Origin of the sequence: Psychrobacillus sp. FSL H8-0484 (assembly GCF_038005325.1) — a bacterium.
In the GTDB taxonomy this organism is placed as follows: domain Bacteria; phylum Bacillota; class Bacilli; order Bacillales_A; family Planococcaceae; genus Psychrobacillus.
In genome coordinates this window covers 2,935,132-2,953,236 of the sequence record NZ_JBBOSZ010000001.1, presented here as the reverse complement: position 1 = coordinate 2,953,236, position 18,105 = coordinate 2,935,132, and the positions used below count along the sequence as shown (strand labels likewise).

Below are 18,105 nucleotides of genomic sequence, written 5' to 3'. Positions count from 1 at the left end.
TATAATTTTCTTTTGTTTACTTTAATAGGTTATTCGTATGGTAAATATTAATTATAATTTAAAAAATACTCAAAATAGATGATAAAAGAGTATGAGATAGTATAGAATAATAAATGTGGACAAATTTACATTAAAAATAAAATAAAATATTGTTATTTTATATATTAATTAATAATTTATTTAAAAGATCGAGGAGCTGTTCGTAGTGGAATCAAATAAGTATGTATTAGATCATTTCGATGATTTTTTTGTAATATTTTTCGGAAAAAATAATAAAGCCAACAAGCTAGTTATTTTAAAAGATAAGTTTACAATAGATGCAAAAGAAGGAGATTTGTTAGAAATTTGTATAAATAAAGACAAATCGGGTTATGACTTCAAGATTTTAAAAGAAGAAGCAGATGAAACAAAACAAAGACTACTTGATTTAATCGCGAACATGGAGAAAGATAAATAGTTCGTAAAAAAATTCCCCCGTAGAAGTTGATTAACACAACTTACGGGGATTTTATTTAAGTGACACTATGCAGCGTATTGGTAAAATGGTGAATTAATATAGGTGCAAGGAATTTTATATTACCCGAATCACAACATATTTTTGGTTTATCCTATTGTTGTACACGTGTTGATTAACCAAAAGTACCCAGTAAATTGCTTATTAAAATGGTGATAACACACCAGACATTCTATGTATAGGTGTATAGGTGCTTTTGGAGTGCCTGGAACTGAACGAGTTCTACACCATTACCTGGATTTCTTGATGCGAAAGGGGCTGTCCCTAAAGTCATATAGTGACTGAGAGATGGTCCCTTTTCCAATGTATTGATTACCGTTCCAGACGGACGCTTTCCGCGGGCATGGCTTCAGTCACCTCAGGCCAACACGATGTTGGTCACGAAGGCGTTGCCACATGAGGTGGCGTTCTTAGCCTTCGTTCCTTTGTTCGATCCTGCGGGGCCTTCAGCTCATGCACCTGCAGCTTCGCTTTCGGTGCAGAAAACATTTGCTATTCCCGCTGGAGTCGCCGTCCTCCACTACAATTAATTGCCTACAAAAAATAGTAGTTTAATGAACGGTATACAAAAAACAGGTGTAGAAAAAACTCGTTTTTCTACACCTGCTTCAATTTATGGGCTTATTGACAGCCCCCTTTCGCATTTTTTCGATAATCGTGTGGTAGTCGTTCGTCACTCTCCATAGCTACTTGTAATAGAAGCGTCAAAGCTTTTGGAAATGAAAGAATAGCCACTTTCCTATTGGATCATTTCGTCCAAAGGGAACCGAAAACGTACAAGTGCAAAATGGGATCCTTGCGCATTTCTTGTGAAATTTGAATAGTGGAAATTGGATTATCAACAGCCGTGCTATTGTTGGATATTAATTGAACAAATTTGAACTGTCGATTTCTTAGCGTAGAGAAAATCGACTTTTTTACCCCCTCATATCTAAAAGGGGCATGGAGATAGTGAGCAAGTTACTTCATTTTTATATGGACGGATTCAAACTAAAAATGTTAATTGGCTGGTCCATTTGTTAATAATACGAAGAGTTCCTTGTTTCAAAAATATGAAAGATGAATTATTTAAAGCTCTTCTAACCAGGGGCTTTTTTATGCTATATCGGAAAAAATAAAAAAACCTCCAAAACCCTGTATTATCAAGGTCTTGAAGGCTTTTAATATTACTCTTTGCAGAGTAATAAAATTAACGAGAGTAGTACTCAACGATTAGAGATTCGTTGATTTCAGCTGATAATTCGCTACGTTCTGGAAGGCGAACGAAAGTACCAACTTTTTTGTCTGCGTCAAATGTTACGTATTCTGGAACGAAGCTGTTCACTTCGATTGATTCGTTTACAACGTCCAAGTTTTGAGATTTTTCACGAAGAGAAATTTCTTGACCTGGTTTAACGCTGAATGAAGGAATATCAACACGTTTACCGTCAACCATAACGTGACCGTGGTTAACTAATTGACGAGCTCCACGACGAGTGCGAGCAAGACCTAAACGGTATACAACGTTATCAAGGCGAGTTTCAAGAAGAATCATGAAGTTTTCACCATGTTTACCTTGCATTTTACCAGCTTTGTCAAATAGAGTACGGAATTGACGTTCGTTAACACCATAAGTGTGACGAAGTTTTTGTTTTTCTTGTAATTGCATACCGTATTCTGTTAATTTTTTACGTTGGTTAGGACCGTGTTGTCCTGGTGCGTAAGGGCGTTTTTCTAATTCTTTACCAGTACCGCTTAGTGAAATACCAAGACGACGTGATAATTTCCATGCTGGACCTGTATAGCGAGCCATGAATGACTCCTCCTTTTGTATTGGTTTTATTTTGTTGTAAAATAAGACCAGATGTATTCAGACTAGCAGACATTTTGTTTTCATGTAACATCGCCCTAGCAGCCGAGGGTTACTTGATACACCATCTATTAAAATAGAGGAACAAAATGAGCAATCTAGGCCATACAACTGCTGCATTTATTTTACACAAAGTCAATTGTATATCTATAGAATGAGAAAGTCAATAAAATTCATTTCTTAATGATTGATATAGAACAGAAATCTATTTTCTGAAATTTGACAAATGGATGGTAATATAGTCAAATTGAATTATAAGTTGTATTGGGATAAAAGTATCACATCCACTCGTTGAAAGTTGAGAGGTGTAAAAATGAAAAATGATGTAAACATGATTCTGTTGAAAAGTCGTATTTTAGATATTTGGAATGAAAATGTATTTACGCATGAATCCAGTGCCAAATGGTTTGAAGACTTAAAAGTTATATTAACAGAATTTTTTGACGTTGAGTTTGCTAATTATTATATCTATGATACAGATACGTTTGTGCAGTTAAAATGGAATCATTCCTTGTCAAAAAAATTGAACGCGATTAAGTGGCAAGAAATAGAACCGTTTTTCTATGAGCAAGATTTTGTAGAAAATTCTTTTTTACAAAAAGAAGATAGAGTGAACCGAGAAGTTGCAATTTTACTAAAAGACGAAGAGAATCAAATTTTAGGATTACTCACCACGAATCTAACTGAGAAATGGCAAAAATTCTCTCAAACTCCACAAGTTAATGATTTTATAAAAACGATAAGCAAACTGGTGAAAACAATTCGGAGATCTGTCTTTTTAACGCAGCAGGAACATCAATATCGTAATTTGTTTAATGTAACGAAAATGTTTCACTCAACATTAGAGGTCGGGCAAATTTTAGAAGGCACTTTATTTGCTATAAATGATGCATTTCCGGATTTTGAGTCCATCTTAATATTATCGAATGACCAAGAGCGAAAAACTTCAGTACCATATAAATTATTTGACTACACCTCTGAGCGAACTGCTACAGTTGAAGCATATGTATCGGGCGAAATTACATCGGAGCTTGCAAATGATTTGGGCGTTCGACTACTAAATGTACCGATAAAAGGGAAACAAGGGATTTACGGTATATTACAAGTATCTACTCCGATTGATTATTTGTTTTCTGTCAGACAAAAAGAATTTACATCCATGTTGGCTTCAGCTGCAGGTAACGCATTGGAAAATGCTAAACTATATATCCAATCGCATCGCTTAGTAGCTGATTTGCAATTAATTAACGAAACCTCTCGTAAGTTAAATATGAATATTTCTTTAGAGGAAATGCTCCTTTTTTTAAGAAACCAATTAATGAAATCCTTCCATCCAGAACAAGTTTGTTTTGTGTTTATGGGAGTGGATGAATATAAAATATCAACAGCAAGCTCGGAATTTTTCCATTCAAATGGTGGGCAATTGTATATTCAGCATGTAGCTAATCATTTTATAAAAATGAAAGATTCTTTATTTGTTGCTGATTTAAATCGCTTAGCTGATATAAAATATGAGTATCGATCGTTAGTCGCTATTCCATTTAGAGAGCAGAATACAATTACTGGATTTAGCATTGTGTTACATAAAGAACCGTATTTCTTTTCGTTCGATAGCTTTAAATTAATGCAATCATTAATCCAGCATTCTTCTCTTGCGATTAGCAATTCTGCATTACGCAATAAACTGCAGGAAATGGTAAATCGTGATCATTTAACTAATTTGTACGCGCGTACATATTTAGATAAATTTGTGGAAGCCTCCATGGATGAGGAAGATAGTGGAGTGTTTGTATTAATGGATATTGATAACTTTAAACAGGTGAATGACACACATGGTCACCAAGTTGGAGATGAAATATTAAAGCAAATTGCTTCTATAATACAAAAGAAAGTAGATCAAATTGGTATAGGTGCTAGGTGGGGTGGAGAGGAGCTTGCATTATACTTTTCTCAAATGACCATTACACAAGGCACTGAAATCTGCTGTCAGTTGCTAGAATTAATACCTACCAATACAAATCCGAGAGTTACAGTTTCTATTGGCGTTTCTGGCTGGAAACAAAAAGACAACATAAGTTTCCACCAATTATTTCATAATACTGACACCGCTTTATATGAAGCGAAAAATAGTGGCAAAAATAAATTGAGTATTTTTGAGGCATCTCATCTTTCCTGATGAGTGCCTTTTCTTTTTTATATAATCCGTGTACACTATATGTAAGCGTTTACAAAAAGGGGTGCAACGTTTATGGATAAATTAAGTTATGAGAAGGAAACATTATATGTTCACAAGGGGTATAGTTCTAAAAATCACCAAGGAAGTTTGTCCGTTCCACTATATCAAACCTCTACTTTTGCCTTTGAAACTGCGGAACAAGGGGCAAGAAGATTTGCAGGAGAAGAGGAGGGTGGCATCTACTCCCGCTTAGGTAATCCAACTGTTCACGTATTGGAAGAAAGAATGGCTGCAATGGAGCATGGAGAAGGAGCACTTGCTTTTGGTTCTGGAATGGCTGCTGTTAGTACGATATTAGTGCACTTAACGAAAACAGGAGACCATATACTTTGTACACGAGGAATTTATGGTTGTACATTTGGACTTCTTAATATATTGGAAGAAAAATATAATATTACACATGATTTAGCAGATTTAACGACAGAAGAGAAAATTGAAGCTGCGATTAAACCAAATACAGTGTGTATTTATATAGAAACACCAATTAATCCAACGATGGAAATAGTCGATATTGCTCAAATAACGAGAATTGCTATAAAACATGGTATTCAAGTTGTTGTCGACAATACATTTTCCTCCCCTTATTTACAAAATCCATTAGAATTGGGAGCAGACTTTGTCTTGCATAGTGCAACAAAATATATTAATGGGCATGGGGATGTAATAGCTGGGATTTTAGTAGGAAAAAATCGAGAAGATATTAATAAGATTCGTTCTACCGTTCAAAAAGATTACGGTGGTATCATTTCCCCATTTGATGCATGGTTACTCATCAGAGGGTTAAAAACGTTGCATGTACGTATGGATAGACATTCTAATAATGCTGCAGATATTTTTACATTTTTGAAATCAAACCCAAAAGTAGAGAATATTTATTATCCTTTTGATGAAGGTAATCCTCAATATGAGGTTGCGAAAAAGCAAATGAAAACTGGAGGGGGGCTTATTTCATTTACAGTAACTGGTGGAATAAATAATGCCCAAAAGCTTATGAATGAATTAAGATTAATCAAGATTGCAGTGAGTTTGGGAGACGCGGAAACGCTTATTCAACATCCTTCAACGATGACACACTCGGTTGTGCCAGAAAAGGAAAGAGTCGAAATGGGAATTACCGACGGGTTGCTTCGCCTCTCTGTTGGACTTGAAAACTCTCTTGATCTAATAGAAGATTTGCAGCAAGCACTATCTAAAATATAGGCGTAGTTATATTTTACAGTTGTTTTTTAACATTTAATTTGCGGTAGAATCCGCACAGACTCCTGCGGAAAAGCGAGTCAGACGAGACCCCACAGGCGCAGACTAGGAGGCTCTTAGGTTCGCCCGAGGAAAGCAAACGGAATCTATTTTGGCTCGTTAAACTACATGAGTTAATTTCATAAATAGTACTTTGTCATTAAAATACGAACATTTATCACTTTGTTGATGGAAGCGGCAGGCGGCGACTCCAGCGGGATGAGTGAGACAGATAAGACATCACAAACGACGCGTGAGCGGCGGTGATGGCTTATCGCTCACCCCGCGGAAAGCGTCCGCCTATAGCGGAAATATCAACTATACTTTATTCCGTGTAAAAAATATTTCTTTAGCTTCCTTTAATAAAGTTCCAAGGGCTGTCTCTAAAGTCATAAAGTGACTGAGAGATGGTCTCTTTTCCAATGTATTGATTTCCGTTCCAGACGGACGCTTTCCGCGGGCATGGCTTCAGTCTCCTCGTCGCTATCGCTCCTGCCGGGCCTTCAGTTCATGCACCTGCCGCTCCGCTTTCGGTGCAGAAAACATTTGCTATTCCCGCTGGAGTCGCCGTCTTCCACCCCAATCAATTGCCTACAAAAAATAGTAGTTTTAATAAAAAGTATACAAAAAACAGGTGTAGAAAAAGACTCGTTTTTCTACACCTGCTTCAATTTATGGGCTTATTGGACAGCCCATTTTTTATATATGTTTTACTAATACTTCAATGAACTGCTCTAAGCCTGCTGCATCTTGGTCGGAAAAACGATCTTTAATTGGGCTATCGATATCAAGGACCCCTATTAACTTCCCATCTTTTAAAATAGGTAGAACAATTTCAGATTGGGATGCTGCATCACAAGCAATGTGACCAGGAAATGCATGAACGTCTGGAACAATAACCGTTTCTTTATTAGTTGCAGCTGTTCCACATACCCCTCTTCCAAGTGGAATTCTTACACAAGCTGGTAAGCCTTGGAACGGACCCAAAACTAATTCGCCATTCTCCATTAAATAAAAGCCAACCCAATTAATTTGATCAAAGAATTGATTTAAAAGTGCAGATGCATTACTTAAATTAGCAATTGCATTTGTCTCCCCAGTTAATAGCGCGTCTAATTGCTTTGATAACATCATGTAATTCGCTATAGCATCTTCTGAATAGGTTGATTTTGTAAACATGATCTATTCTCCATTCTCAAAAAAAGTACTTAATTCATTATAATACTGATGTAAATCATTTGCTAGATGCGCATCCGAGCCGAATACAAGCGGGACCCCTAGTTTTTTTGCGAAACCAATATAGGCTGGGGGTGGATAGCTTTCTAGACAATAAGCTTTCGCTAAACCGGCACTATTGACATCAAGGGCAAGGTGTTGGTTCTTCATCTCTGTTAATATAGAGTTTATTTCCTCGTGATCATCTACCTTTTCGTCCAGTGCATGTTGAAATTTATGAACAAGTGTAATATGACCGATTCGATTTGGTTTATATCTTCCTAATTCACTCGTTATTGAATCCATTACTGTTTTATAATACAATTTATACACAGACATCGGACTTCCCACTTGTTGAATAAAATCTAAGTAGGTAGATTTAGAAAAGTCGATACATGTGTAGGTTTGCTGAAATTGTAAAAAATGTACGGATAAAATAGAATCATCCAAGTATTTCCCGTATGAATTTAAAAAGGAAATCGTTTCTTGTTCAAAACCGGAAATAAAATCGATTTCTAATCCAGTTGAAATAACAATATCTTTTTTGTATTGTCTTTTCAATTTGACTAAATCGGAAATATAATTTTCCAACTGTTTGAAGTCCATTCCACTGTCTTTTTCTGGTGTTGGATCGATAAAATTAATAGGTAAGGGCGCATGCTCGGTAAATGAGATTTCATGAAACCCATTTTTTATAGCTTTTTCAATGTATAAATGGAAAGGGTCAAGCGTTCCATGAGGACAATATGGTGTATGTATATGACCATCTTTTTTCAAATAAACCGCCCTCCTTATCGTTGAAAGACAAATATTTCAAAGAATTCATTGCTTTTCTAGTGTTTTATGAAACAATAACATAAAAAGCATGGTAAGATATAGAGTAACATATAAATTGGAACTTTTTGATTTTGGAACAGGGGGCTTACGATGAAGTATATCATCCCAGCAATCATTATACTTTTAGTAATTGCAATTTTTGCGTTTATTATTAGAAGAAAACATAATTCAGAAATAGCGCGGTTAGAACATGAAAAGCATCAAATTCAAAATAAACCTATTTTAGAAGAAATGACGAAAGTGAAACAATTGAATATGAACGGGCAAACGGAAGAAATGTTCGAGGGATGGAGAAATACATGGACAGAAGTAATGGATGTTCATATGCCTAAAATCGATGTTCTATTATTTGACGCGGAAGAAACTGTAGATAGGTTTCTTTTCTTAAAAGCTTCCAAAGTTGAAAGGGAGATTCAAACATTAATTTCTCTATGTGACGTCAAAATGTCTGGAATTTTAAAAGAATTAGAAGAACTGATTGGCAGTGAAGAAAAGAACCGAATTGAAATGGAACAATTAAAAGAGCAGCATCGTGCTGCAAGAAAGACATTACTTGCTCATCAGTATTCATTTGGAGAAGCAGTGCCAGCATTAGAAAGAAAGTTAGAATCATTTATACCTCATTTTGAAGAGTTTGATAATTTGACTGAGACAGGCAATTATTTAAGTGCTCGAGAGATTGTAATGGCAGTTCAAGATGAAGGGCAAAAATTCTTTCAAAAATTGCATGTTATTCCGACAATACTTACGGAAATTCAACATAAGATTCCGGCTACTATTCACGAATTAAGAAATGGTCAAAAAGAAATGGAAGAAAGCTCGTATTATTTACAGCATCTTGAAATGACTAAAAAATTGGATGCGATTGAAATAGAGTTAGTGGATTTAAAAGCTGCGATTGTAGAGCTTGAAGTTGCTAAATCCATCACACGTGTGGAAGAAATAAAGGATGAAATTGAAACTTTCTATGATTTATTAGAAAAAGAAGTATTAGCTAAAAAGTACGTGGATAATTATAAAGATCAAACAGCTCATCGGTTGAGAGAAGTAACTTCTGTAACTAGAGCAATAAGTGAAGAAGCAGCTTTTGTGCAGCAAAGTTATCGTTTACCAGAAAAAGAAGCTGAAATTCCCCAAAGTTGCTTAAAAGAGCTAGAGGAATTAGAAAAGAAATTTGAACTTCTTTCCACTCGTGTAGAAGAAGAAAGATCCGCTTATTCTAGCTTACAAGAAGAGTTGAACGAAATAGCAGAAGAGATTGATCGTTTATATGAAGAACAAGACCGATTTGCAAATCGATTAAAAAATCTTCGAATTGATGAAAATCATGCACGAGAGAAGTTGGAAGAATTAAAGAACTTACTACATGATACAGATCGCATGCTACAAAAAGCGAATATTCCTGGAATTCCTGAAGAGATGGACATTCGGTTAGAAGAAGCAGAAGAACATATATATGTAGCCATGCAAAGTCTTCAAGAGGTTCCACTAAATATGACGTTAGTAGACAATTATTTAGAGAAAGCGGAAGCTTGTATGGAAGAAGTGCATAAAAGAGCAAAAGAAATGTTAGAAAATGTGTTATTAACAGAGAAAATTATTCAATATGGTAACCGTTATCGAGCAACTCACCCCACTATGCATGCACGCTTACTGGAAGCAGAAGAAGCATTTAGACAGCTACGGTACGCAAAAGCTCTGGAAGATGCTGCTACAGCGGTGGAAGAAGTAGAACCAGGTGCTTTAAAGAAAATTGAAGTTTTAATAAAGGAAACTGCTTGGCGTACATAACTATATGTCTGATAAATGGATAGGCATCTAGACTGGACTTAAGTATATACTTTAGAAAACAGATATATATACAAACGTGAACCACCTCACTATAATTGTGATGGTGGTTTTTTTCCGAAAAGGAGAGAGGAATACATTGATTTATTTTGACAATAGCGCCACAACAAAAGTGCATCCTGAGATTATGAAAACATTTGTGGCGGTAAATGAAAATTTTTGGGCGAATCCTGCATCCATTCATGAATTTGGTCATCAAACAAATGAGTTATTGCAATCTGCTAGAGAGCAAGTGGCAGATATTTTACACACGTCTAGTGATAAAATTTATTTTACATCCGGTGGTACAGAATCCAATAATCTAGCCATATTTGGATTGGCCACTAAATATAAGCATCGTGGAAATCATGTACTTGTTTCAGAAATTGAGCATCCATCTGTGCTAGAAGCTGCAAAACAATTAAGCAAAGTTGGATATGAAGTAGAGTGGATTCCTGTCGATTCGGAAGGAATTATATTATTAGATGCGCTAAAAAATCTACTTCGTGACAATACTGTTTTAGTAAGTGTTATGCATGTGAATAATGAGACAGGAGCAATCCAACCAATTCAACAAATATCGAGCATTGTAAGAGGGCAAGGTAGAGCGTTGATTCACGTAGATGCTGTACAAAGCTTTGGTAAATTACCGGTACATTTTCAAGCATTCGATATTGATGCTCTTACGATTTCTTCTCATAAAATCCACGGTTTAAAAGGTTCAGGCCTACTTGCATTAAATAAATTCATTGAAGTAGAACCAATCCTTTTTGGAGGTGGACAGGAATCAGGTATACGAAGTGGAACAACACCTGTTCCGTTAGCAGTTTGTACAGCAAAAGTAGTAAGACTTGCAAGTGAGCAAATGTCAGATGTTGCGGAAAAGATGCAAAAGATGACTAATAACCTTATTCATTTTTTAAATTCCTTTCCAAACATTAAAATTATTTCTCCCCCAGATAGAGCTCCGCATATTGTTTCGTTCTCAGTGAGCAAAATAAAAGGGGAAGTTCTAATTAATGCATTGCAACAAAAAGATGTTATTGTTTCTACGAGCAGCGCATGTTCATCTAGGCAAACGAAAACGAGCCATGTATTAAAAGCTATGCATATACAAGATGAGTACATTAAAGGAGTAATACGATTAAGTTTTAGCTCCATTAATACGGAAGAAGAAATAGAACAATTTAAAAATATATTTACACATGTGATGAATGTAATTAAAGGAGACTAAATTTTATGAAGTGGGAAAAAATATTAGTAAGATACGGTGAATTATCAACAAAAGGAAAAAATAGGAAACAGTTTATTAGCCATTTGAGAAATAACATCAAATTTTCATTTGTTGATCTACCAAATATTAAAGTACAGGCGGAAAGAGATCGAATGTTTTTAACTTCGACGGAGGACTCAGAGATTCAAGAGTTAATTCAACGACTTCCAAAAATATTTGGCATTCAATCATTCAGTCCAGTTGCATCTTGTTCACAGGGTTTAGAGGATATTCAAGCAACAGCACTGCAAATAATGGGAAGTCTAGATAGTCAAGATAAAACATTCCGTGTAACTGTAAAACGTACAGACAAACGTTTTCCAATGGATACATATGAATTGCAAAAGACCATTGCTAGCCATGTTTTAAGACATCATCCTACTTTAAAAGTGCAAATGAAAAAACCGGAAATTGACCTACGCATAGAAGTGTTGGCAGATGCGGTTTATATGATGGCGCAGGTAATTCCAGGAGCAGGTGGAATGCCATTAGGTTCAAATGGACGCTCCTTATTAATGCTTTCTGGTGGAATAGATAGTCCAGTTGCTGGCTATATGCTGTTGAAGCGTGGAGTTCGACTGGATGCAATTCATTTTCACAGTCCTCCATTTACAAGTGAACGTTCAAAAGAAAAAGTAATGGACTTAGCCAATCAGCTAAGTCATTTTGGAGCAACAGTGAGACTACATGTTATTCCTTTTACAGATATTCAACAAAGCATACAATCGCAAATTCCAGAAAATGTAACTATGACAACAACTAGAAGAATGATGATGAAAATTGCCGATATTGTTCGTGAAGAAATAGGAGCATTAGGAATAGTGACAGGAGAAAGCTTAGGACAAGTTGCAAGTCAGACACTTGAAAGCTTGACTGCAATAAATGCAGTTACTACGACTCCTGTTTTTAGACCACTAATTTCAATGGATAAATTAGACATTATAGATATTGCCCGGGAAATAAAGACGTATGAGACTTCCATATTACCATATGAAGACTGTTGTACGATTTTCACGCCATCTTGTCCAAAAACAAAACCAAAGCTTGAAAAAGTGGAGTATTATGAAAGCTTTAAGGATTTTGATGATCTGATAAAAGAAGCGGTTGAAAACAGAGAAGTGATTTCGTTCCCATTGAGAAAAAACAGTAATTTCGAAAACTTACTTTAAGAAATAGCTCTGTTAAACTTGATGGTTGTTATCTGGTAGAATCCGCTTGCTTTCCGAGGGCGAACCGATAAGCCTCCTCGGCTGGCTATCTTTCCCGCAGGAGTCTGCGCGGATTCTACCGCAAATTATACTAAAAAACAACAGCACAATATGACAACGCCTAAAAAATAGCAAAATATACCTCCTTGAACCTGTGCATGATTTGAATGAAAAAAGCCATTCTAATTTCACAAGGAGGTGAGAGACATGCCAAACAACAATAAACTTGTAGTTCCAGGCGTAAAACAAGCGATTGATCAAATGAAATATGAAATTGCTCAAGAGTTTGGAGTACAACTTGGACCTGATGCTTCATCGCGTGCCAACGGATCCGTAGGCGGAGAAATTACAAAGCGATTAGTGCAACAGGCTCAACAACAAATGAATGGATTTTTAAAATAATATAACACTGTAAAACCGGTAGCAATTATGCTGCCGGTTTTACTTTTTTATGCTTTAATAGACGTATAAAAATTACATTAGAATGATATCAGAAAATTAAATATATATTTAATTATTACATAATTTACTTTATAATTTAATGATAACTTAAAGGAGGAAATGGAATGATAAAACAAGATTTGATTGCTCCATTGCATTATAACCTAGTAAGTGAATTTGAAAAGTTTACTGCGGATGAAAACAAGTTAGCATTAATTTGGGAGTCAGAAAAAGGCGAGACGAGAAAAAGTACGTATAAACAATTAATGCAACGAGCAAATAAAATTGCTAATCTTTTTACGAGAAAAGGTCTTCAAAAAGGCGATGTAATTTTAGTAATGGTACCTCGATTAATTGAAGCATATGAAGTTTATATTGCAGCTTTAAAAGCTGGGTTAGTTGTAATACCTAGTTCTGAAATGCTAAGAGCAAAGGATATTGAGTATCGTTTAGAACATAGTGAAGCAAAAGCAATTATTGCCTATGAGCCATTTTTACATCAATTTAACGATGTAAAACACTTGGAGGAAAAATTATTATTAGTAATTGGGAATGGTCATGGAAACTGGTCTTCTTTAACGAATGAAATGGAAAATGAAAGAGATGAGTTTCAAGCGATAGATACATTGAAAGATGATATGGCATTCCTATCTTATACAAGTGGAACAACAGGTAATCCGAAAGGAGTTGTACATACACATGGATGGGCATTTGCACATTTGCGTACATCTGCTCCTAACTGGCTTGGTATCCAAGAAGGGGATATAGTTTGGGCAACTGCGAGTCCTGGATGGCAGAAATGGATTTGGAGTCCTTTCCTTGCAACGCTTGGTAGTGGGGCGATTGGGTATGTATATAATGGGAAATTTGAACCGAATATATATTTAAATATTATTCAAGAGAAAAAAGTGAATGTCATCTGTTGTACACCAACTGAGTATCGTATTATGGCGAAAGTTGAAGGGTTAACAAACTATAATCTTTCTTCCCTTCATAGCGCAGTATCTGCTGGTGAACCTTTAAACAGAGAAGTTATTGACACATTCGGTAAATTTTTCAATTTAGAAGTACGAGACGGCTATGGCCAAACCGAAAATACATTACTTGTTGGAACAATGAAAGGCATGGAAGCAAGACCAGGCTCTATGGGTAAACCGACACCCGGAAATACAGTGGATATTATTAATGAACATGGCGAAATTTGCGCACCGGGCGAGGTAGGAGATATTGCAGTCCACATAACAACTCCTGCACTTTTCAAGGAATATTTAAAAGATGCTGAAAGAACTTCGATGCAATTTAGAGGAGACTATTATATTACAGGTGACCAAGCGAAAAAAGATGAAGATGGCTATTTCTGGTTTGAAGGTAGAGGAGATGACATCATTATTAGCTCGGGTTACACGATTGGACCGTTCGAAGTAGAAGATGCACTAACAAAACATTCCGCTGTACAAGAGTGTGCGGTTATTGGAAGTCCACATGAAGTTCGTGGATCAATTGTAAAAGCATACGTTGTTTTAAGAGATTCAACTGTTCAAGGCTCAGCTGAATTAGTGAAGGAGCTGCAAAATCATGTAAAGGCCATGACTGCTCCTTATAAGTATCCACGCGAAATTGAATTTATAGCTGAACTACCGAAAACAACATCAGGTAAAATTAGAAGAATCGAGTTAAGACAGAAAGATCAAATGAAAAAATAGAAGAGAAAACACGGAGAGAGAATTAATCTCCGTGCTTTTTTTATTTACTTTAAAGAGCTTAAGCAATATAATGAGTCTATTATTTCGTGTATCAAAATAAAGAGGTGAAGTATTGCAAACGGAAGAAAAGCAAGGAATAATAATGGTTGTAATAGCTTATGTATTTTGGGGATTCATGCCAATATATTGGAAGTTACTAGACCATGTCTCCAGTGATGAAATATTATCAGGTCGAGTCATTTGGTCTTTTATATTTACTTTACTGCTTGTGATAGTTGGTCGTAATTTTAAACAACTTATGATGGATTTAAAAGAGTTATGGGGCAATCAGAAAGATTTCTGGAGCCTAGTCATCGCTTCGTATTTAGTAACAGGAAATTGGTTTACATACATATATGCAGTAAATGCAGGGTATATTGTACAAACAAGCCTAGGATATTACATAAACCCTTTACTCTCTGTCGTACTCGGTATAGTATTTTTTAAAGAAAAATTATCAAAGGCGCAACATTTAGCTGTTGTAATTGCTGCTGCTGGTGTATTAATTTTAACAATCTCATATGGTGAGATTCCCTGGATTGCCTTTACATTAGCAATTACGTTTGCATTTTATGGACTTATTAAAAAAAGGTTGAAGATTAATGCATCAAGGGGACTAACGATTGAAACATTTTTTGTACTTCCTGTAGCGCTAATTTATTTTGGATACTTGGTTGCAACGGACAAAGCAATGTTTTTCTCATCGGATTTATCTACGGTCATTTTGTTAATATTAACAGGTGTAGCAACTGCGGTCCCTCTTATATTTTTTGCAAAAGGGACTAAAACAATGCCACTTTATATGTCAGGATTCATTCAGTATATTGCACCAACGATTATGTTATTAGTAGGTATCTTCATGTACGATGAACAATTTAGTAAAATTGAGTTTTTGTCATTTTCTTTCATTTGGTGTGCATTAATCCTATTTACTATTTCAAAAATTGTGGAAGTACGAAAAAACAGGTAGTCACGTTTGACGACGAAACTACCTGTTTTACTTTCTAAAAGGCTCTGTTAAACGATCCTGTTGTTACTTGTCGAAAATCCGCTCGCTTTCCTTGGACGAACTGCCTAGCCACCTTGAGGCAACAAGATTTGTTCCTATAAGCTCGGTGCGGTGTCTTGGTAGCCGGTTTTTCCGCAGGTGTCTCGCGGATTTTCTTCAGAAAATTTATTCTTCTAATAAACAACAGAGTAATTTAACCTAGCCTTATAAAAAGGTACGTTTAACTTTTTCCCAATAGCTATTATTTTTAAGTTTTACTGTTTTTACTACTTTATCACTAAGTGAGATGGTGACAGACTCTACGTGTTGAATACTTAGCGCTTCATTATCTGTACTCATGGAAGGGTAATCGTTCCAATCTTTATGTAACTGAAGTTCTAATGATCTACTACCACTTAAAATAAATGAAGAACCTAATGTTCTAAACTCATTACTATTTATAGAAGCAATCTCTGCAACTTGAATACATGGTAGAAGTGGGTCGACGATAGCCCCATTTAACGATTTATTATAAGCGGAACTACCAGTAGGAGTCGATATGACCATGCCATCTCCTCTAAACGATTCAAAATGCTTATGGTCAATAAAAATATCTAATACAAATGCCTTGATAATATTAGACCGTATTGTAAACTCATTTAAGCATAAAAATTTTGGATTATTGTTTACCGAAATTTCTAGGACAGGATACTTACGAACTTCAATTTTATTAGTTAAGACAGCTTCTGCCATTGCCTCGATATCATCAGCAAGGAAATCACAATACATACTTAAGGAATCTGACGTTGAAATACCAGCATACAAGCAATCTTGTCTAAAACCCGTATTGCGAACGGCTTGTAAAAAAGAACCGTCTGTTCCAATGCTTACTATGATTGAAGCTTGATGATCTTCTTCTACGACTTTAAATCCATGTTGTATAATTGCTTTTTCCAATGTAGCTTTTATTTGCAAAGACTTTGTGTCATTCTTAGTATATAAATATATTGTATTTCTGGAGGTCATAAGTATTCTCCTTTTTATATAATTATATATATTTTAGCATTACATGAAACGTTTTGACATTTTTTACGTATAAAAAGAGGAAAGTTAAAGGAGGAGTAACATTTATGAATATGAAACGCTGGTTTGCTATTTTAGGGGCGACCATATTATTGGTAATTTCTATAGGCGTTAACACGCTTTCAAGTGCCTTTTCAACAGATTGGACAGCTTTTATGGATGATTTTGCATCTGTTGCCAGTTCAGATTTTTTTGAAACGGTAATAGAAGAAGGAAACGTGAACGAACGCGTAGCTTTATTAACAGTTGACGGAGTAATTCAAGATACAGGAAGTGCTAATACACTATTCGGAGCAGAAGGGTATAATCATCAATTCTTCTTACAACAATTAGAACAAGCGAAAACGGACGAATCGGTGAAAGCGATTGTACTACAAGTTAATTCACCAGGGGGTGGAGTTGTAGAATCAGCCCAAATTTATAAAGAAATTAAGGAAATACAAGAAGAAACAGCAAAACCAATTTATGTATCAATGGGAAGTATGGCTGCTTCTGGTGGATATTATATTTCTGCACCAGCAGATAAAATTTTTGTGAACAAAGAAACAATTACAGGATCCATTGGTGTTATCATGCATAGCATTAACTATGGAAAACTGGCAGATAAATACGGAGTAGAATTTGTAACGATTAAATCTGGTCCATACAAAGACATCATGAGCCCAACAAGAGAAATGACAGAAGCAGAAAGAAATATGCTGCAAGAAATGTTAAACGAATCGTATGAGGATTTTGTCGATATTATCGAAGAAGGTCGTAACATGACAGAAGCTGAAGTGAAAAAAGTGGCAGATGGAAGAATCGTAAATGGACGTCAAGCAATTGAAGCAGGTTTAGCGGATGACTTTGGATTTTTAGAAGACGTAGTGCAAGCTATTAAAACAGATTATAACTTAGAAAATGCTGAAGTATTTGAATATGGTTATACTCAAAGTTTTGGTTCAATATTTAAAATGAAAGCTCAATCAGTTTTAGGTGTTGATATGGAATCCAAGATAATTGCCAAGTTAATAACAGATAATAATGCACCAAAAATGATGTATTTATACGGGAATGAATAAGGAGGGGTCCAGATGAGTGAAGTTGTACAGACAGATGAGCATGATGTGCAAGAGAACACATCGATAACCCAAAAGGTTGTTGTTCATCGAACAGCACAATATGAACCGAAAGCTGCTGGTTTTTGGATTCGCTTTTGGGCTTATACAATAGACATCCTTATATTGTCATCCATCGGTATGTTACTAATAAAACCTGTGTTTCGTATTTTTTCATTAGCTCTTAATGATTCCAAATGGTACGCACCTTTTGCCATAATTACTGCAATCATTTTTTACACTTATTTTGTATTAATGACGAAGTTATGTCATCAAACAGTAGGGAAAATAATTGTTGGCATTCGAGTAGTTTCGAAGGATGGCGGAAAATTAACATGGAGTACTGTTCTGTTTAGAGAGTGGATTGGACGTCTTATTTCCGTAATTCCATTTAATATTCCGTATATTGTCGTGGGATTTACACCAAAGAAACAAGCAATTCACGATTATATCGCCGATACTTTAGTAGTATATGAAGCATCTTACGAGAAAAAGGAAAAAGTAGAATATGAACATCCTTCAACTGCAAAAGAGTTGCAAGAGCAGAATGTATTCTAGT

The 18,105-nt window shown here is 35.5% G+C and carries 15 protein-coding genes; 11 read left to right on the top strand and 4 right to left on the bottom strand.

Annotated features, from left to right (window positions below; genetic code table 11):
• Positions 1-205 precede the first annotated feature (205 nt).
• Positions 206-457, top strand: coding sequence for a hypothetical protein (locus tag MHH81_RS14335; protein ID WP_340922377.1), 252 nt, complete (start codon positions 206-208; stop codon positions 455-457).
• Positions 458-1,703: 1,246 nt separating this feature from the next.
• On the opposite strand, the gene rpsD is transcribed toward MHH81_RS14335, so the two are convergent.
• Complete coding sequence (rpsD, locus tag MHH81_RS14330; RefSeq protein ID WP_340922375.1) at positions 1,704-2,306, bottom strand: 30S ribosomal protein S4; 603 nt, start codon at positions 2,304-2,306, stop codon at positions 1,704-1,706.
• A gap of 370 nt (positions 2,307-2,676) precedes the next feature.
• Between rpsD and MHH81_RS14325 the strand changes: the two genes are divergently transcribed.
• Positions 2,677-4,539: a sensor domain-containing diguanylate cyclase gene (locus MHH81_RS14325; protein WP_340922373.1), complete on the top strand. Its 1,863-nt coding sequence runs from the start codon at positions 2,677-2,679 to the stop codon at positions 4,537-4,539.
• Positions 4,540-4,611: 72 nt separating this feature from the next.
• Positions 4,612-5,799, top strand: coding sequence for a methionine gamma-lyase (megL, locus tag MHH81_RS14320; protein ID WP_340922370.1), 1,188 nt, complete (start codon positions 4,612-4,614; stop codon positions 5,797-5,799).
• A 735-nt stretch (positions 5,800-6,534) separates the two neighbouring features.
• On the opposite strand, the gene MHH81_RS14315 is transcribed toward megL, so the two are convergent.
• Both MHH81_RS14315 and hisJ read right to left on the bottom strand, forming a co-directional pair.
• Entirely contained in the window at positions 6,535-7,014 is a 480-nt protein-coding gene (locus MHH81_RS14315) for a GAF domain-containing protein (protein ID WP_340922368.1), read from the bottom strand.
• A gap of 3 nt (positions 7,015-7,017) precedes the next feature.
• Positions 7,018-7,827 (bottom strand): histidinol-phosphatase HisJ, encoded by an 810-nt coding sequence (gene hisJ / locus MHH81_RS14310; protein WP_340922367.1) that lies wholly within the window; start codon positions 7,825-7,827, stop codon positions 7,018-7,020.
• A gap of 150 nt (positions 7,828-7,977) precedes the next feature.
• Between hisJ and ezrA the strand changes: the two genes are divergently transcribed.
• From ezrA to rarD, 6 genes are all read left to right on the top strand, one after another.
• The gene (gene ezrA, locus MHH81_RS14305; protein ID WP_340922365.1) at positions 7,978-9,678 is read left to right on the top strand and encodes a septation ring formation regulator EzrA; all 1,701 of its coding nucleotides are present in this window, start codon (positions 7,978-7,980) and stop codon (positions 9,676-9,678) included.
• Between the two features lie 136 nt (positions 9,679-9,814).
• On the top strand, positions 9,815-10,948 hold the full coding sequence (locus MHH81_RS14300; protein WP_340922363.1) for a cysteine desulfurase family protein: 1,134 nt from the start codon (positions 9,815-9,817) through the stop codon (positions 10,946-10,948).
• A gap of 5 nt (positions 10,949-10,953) precedes the next feature.
• Positions 10,954-12,156 carry a tRNA uracil 4-sulfurtransferase ThiI gene (gene thiI, locus MHH81_RS14295; RefSeq protein WP_340922361.1) on the top strand — a complete coding sequence of 401 codons (1,203 nt, stop codon included), beginning with the start codon at positions 10,954-10,956 and terminating at the stop codon, positions 12,154-12,156.
• Between the two features lie 246 nt (positions 12,157-12,402).
• Positions 12,403-12,597 (top strand): alpha/beta-type small acid-soluble spore protein, encoded by a 195-nt coding sequence (locus tag MHH81_RS14290; RefSeq protein ID WP_340922359.1) that lies wholly within the window; start codon positions 12,403-12,405, stop codon positions 12,595-12,597.
• Between the two features lie 164 nt (positions 12,598-12,761).
• Positions 12,762-14,339: an acyl-CoA synthetase MbcS gene (mbcS, locus tag MHH81_RS14285; RefSeq protein WP_340922357.1), complete on the top strand. Its 1,578-nt coding sequence runs from the start codon at positions 12,762-12,764 to the stop codon at positions 14,337-14,339.
• A gap of 112 nt (positions 14,340-14,451) precedes the next feature.
• Positions 14,452-15,348 carry an EamA family transporter RarD gene (gene rarD, locus MHH81_RS14280; protein WP_340922355.1) on the top strand — a complete coding sequence of 299 codons (897 nt, stop codon included), beginning with the start codon at positions 14,452-14,454 and terminating at the stop codon, positions 15,346-15,348.
• Between the two features lie 243 nt (positions 15,349-15,591).
• Here the strand turns inward: rarD and MHH81_RS14275 are convergent, their stop codons facing one another.
• Positions 15,592-16,392, bottom strand: coding sequence for an NAD kinase (locus MHH81_RS14275; RefSeq protein WP_340922353.1), 801 nt, complete (start codon positions 16,390-16,392; stop codon positions 15,592-15,594).
• 104 nt (positions 16,393-16,496) lie between these two features.
• Between MHH81_RS14275 and sppA the strand changes: the two genes are divergently transcribed.
• Both sppA and MHH81_RS14265 read left to right on the top strand, forming a co-directional pair.
• Positions 16,497-17,510 carry a signal peptide peptidase SppA gene (sppA, locus tag MHH81_RS14270; RefSeq protein WP_340922351.1) on the top strand — a complete coding sequence of 338 codons (1,014 nt, stop codon included), beginning with the start codon at positions 16,497-16,499 and terminating at the stop codon, positions 17,508-17,510.
• 12 nt (positions 17,511-17,522) lie between these two features.
• Complete coding sequence (locus MHH81_RS14265; protein ID WP_340922349.1) at positions 17,523-18,104, top strand: RDD family protein; 582 nt, start codon at positions 17,523-17,525, stop codon at positions 18,102-18,104.
• The last annotated feature ends 1 nt before the right edge of the window (position 18,105 follow it).

Bases quoted from the DNA above. Each gene is read 5' to 3' on its own strand.
- MHH81_RS14315 (WP_340922368.1), bottom strand. From the start codon at position 7,014: ATGTTTACAAAATCAACCTATTCAGAAGATGCTATAGCGAATTACATG.
- rpsD (WP_340922375.1), bottom strand. From the start codon at position 2,306: ATGGCTCGCTATACAGGTCCAGCATGGAAATTATCACGTCGTCTTGGT.
- thiI (WP_340922361.1), top strand. From the start codon at position 10,954: ATGAAGTGGGAAAAAATATTAGTAAGATACGGTGAATTATCAACAAAA.
- ezrA (WP_340922365.1), top strand. From the start codon at position 7,978: ATGAAGTATATCATCCCAGCAATCATTATACTTTTAGTAATTGCAATT.
- MHH81_RS14275 (WP_340922353.1), bottom strand. From the start codon at position 16,392: ATGACCTCCAGAAATACAATATATTTATATACTAAGAATGACACAAAG.
- MHH81_RS14290 (WP_340922359.1), top strand. From the start codon at position 12,403: ATGCCAAACAACAATAAACTTGTAGTTCCAGGCGTAAAACAAGCGATT.
- mbcS (WP_340922357.1), top strand. From the start codon at position 12,762: ATGATAAAACAAGATTTGATTGCTCCATTGCATTATAACCTAGTAAGT.
- sppA (WP_340922351.1), top strand. From the start codon at position 16,497: ATGAATATGAAACGCTGGTTTGCTATTTTAGGGGCGACCATATTATTG.
- MHH81_RS14325 (WP_340922373.1), top strand. From the start codon at position 2,677: ATGAAAAATGATGTAAACATGATTCTGTTGAAAAGTCGTATTTTAGAT.
- MHH81_RS14265 (WP_340922349.1), top strand. From the start codon at position 17,523: ATGAGTGAAGTTGTACAGACAGATGAGCATGATGTGCAAGAGAACACA.
- megL (WP_340922370.1), top strand. From the start codon at position 4,612: ATGGATAAATTAAGTTATGAGAAGGAAACATTATATGTTCACAAGGGG.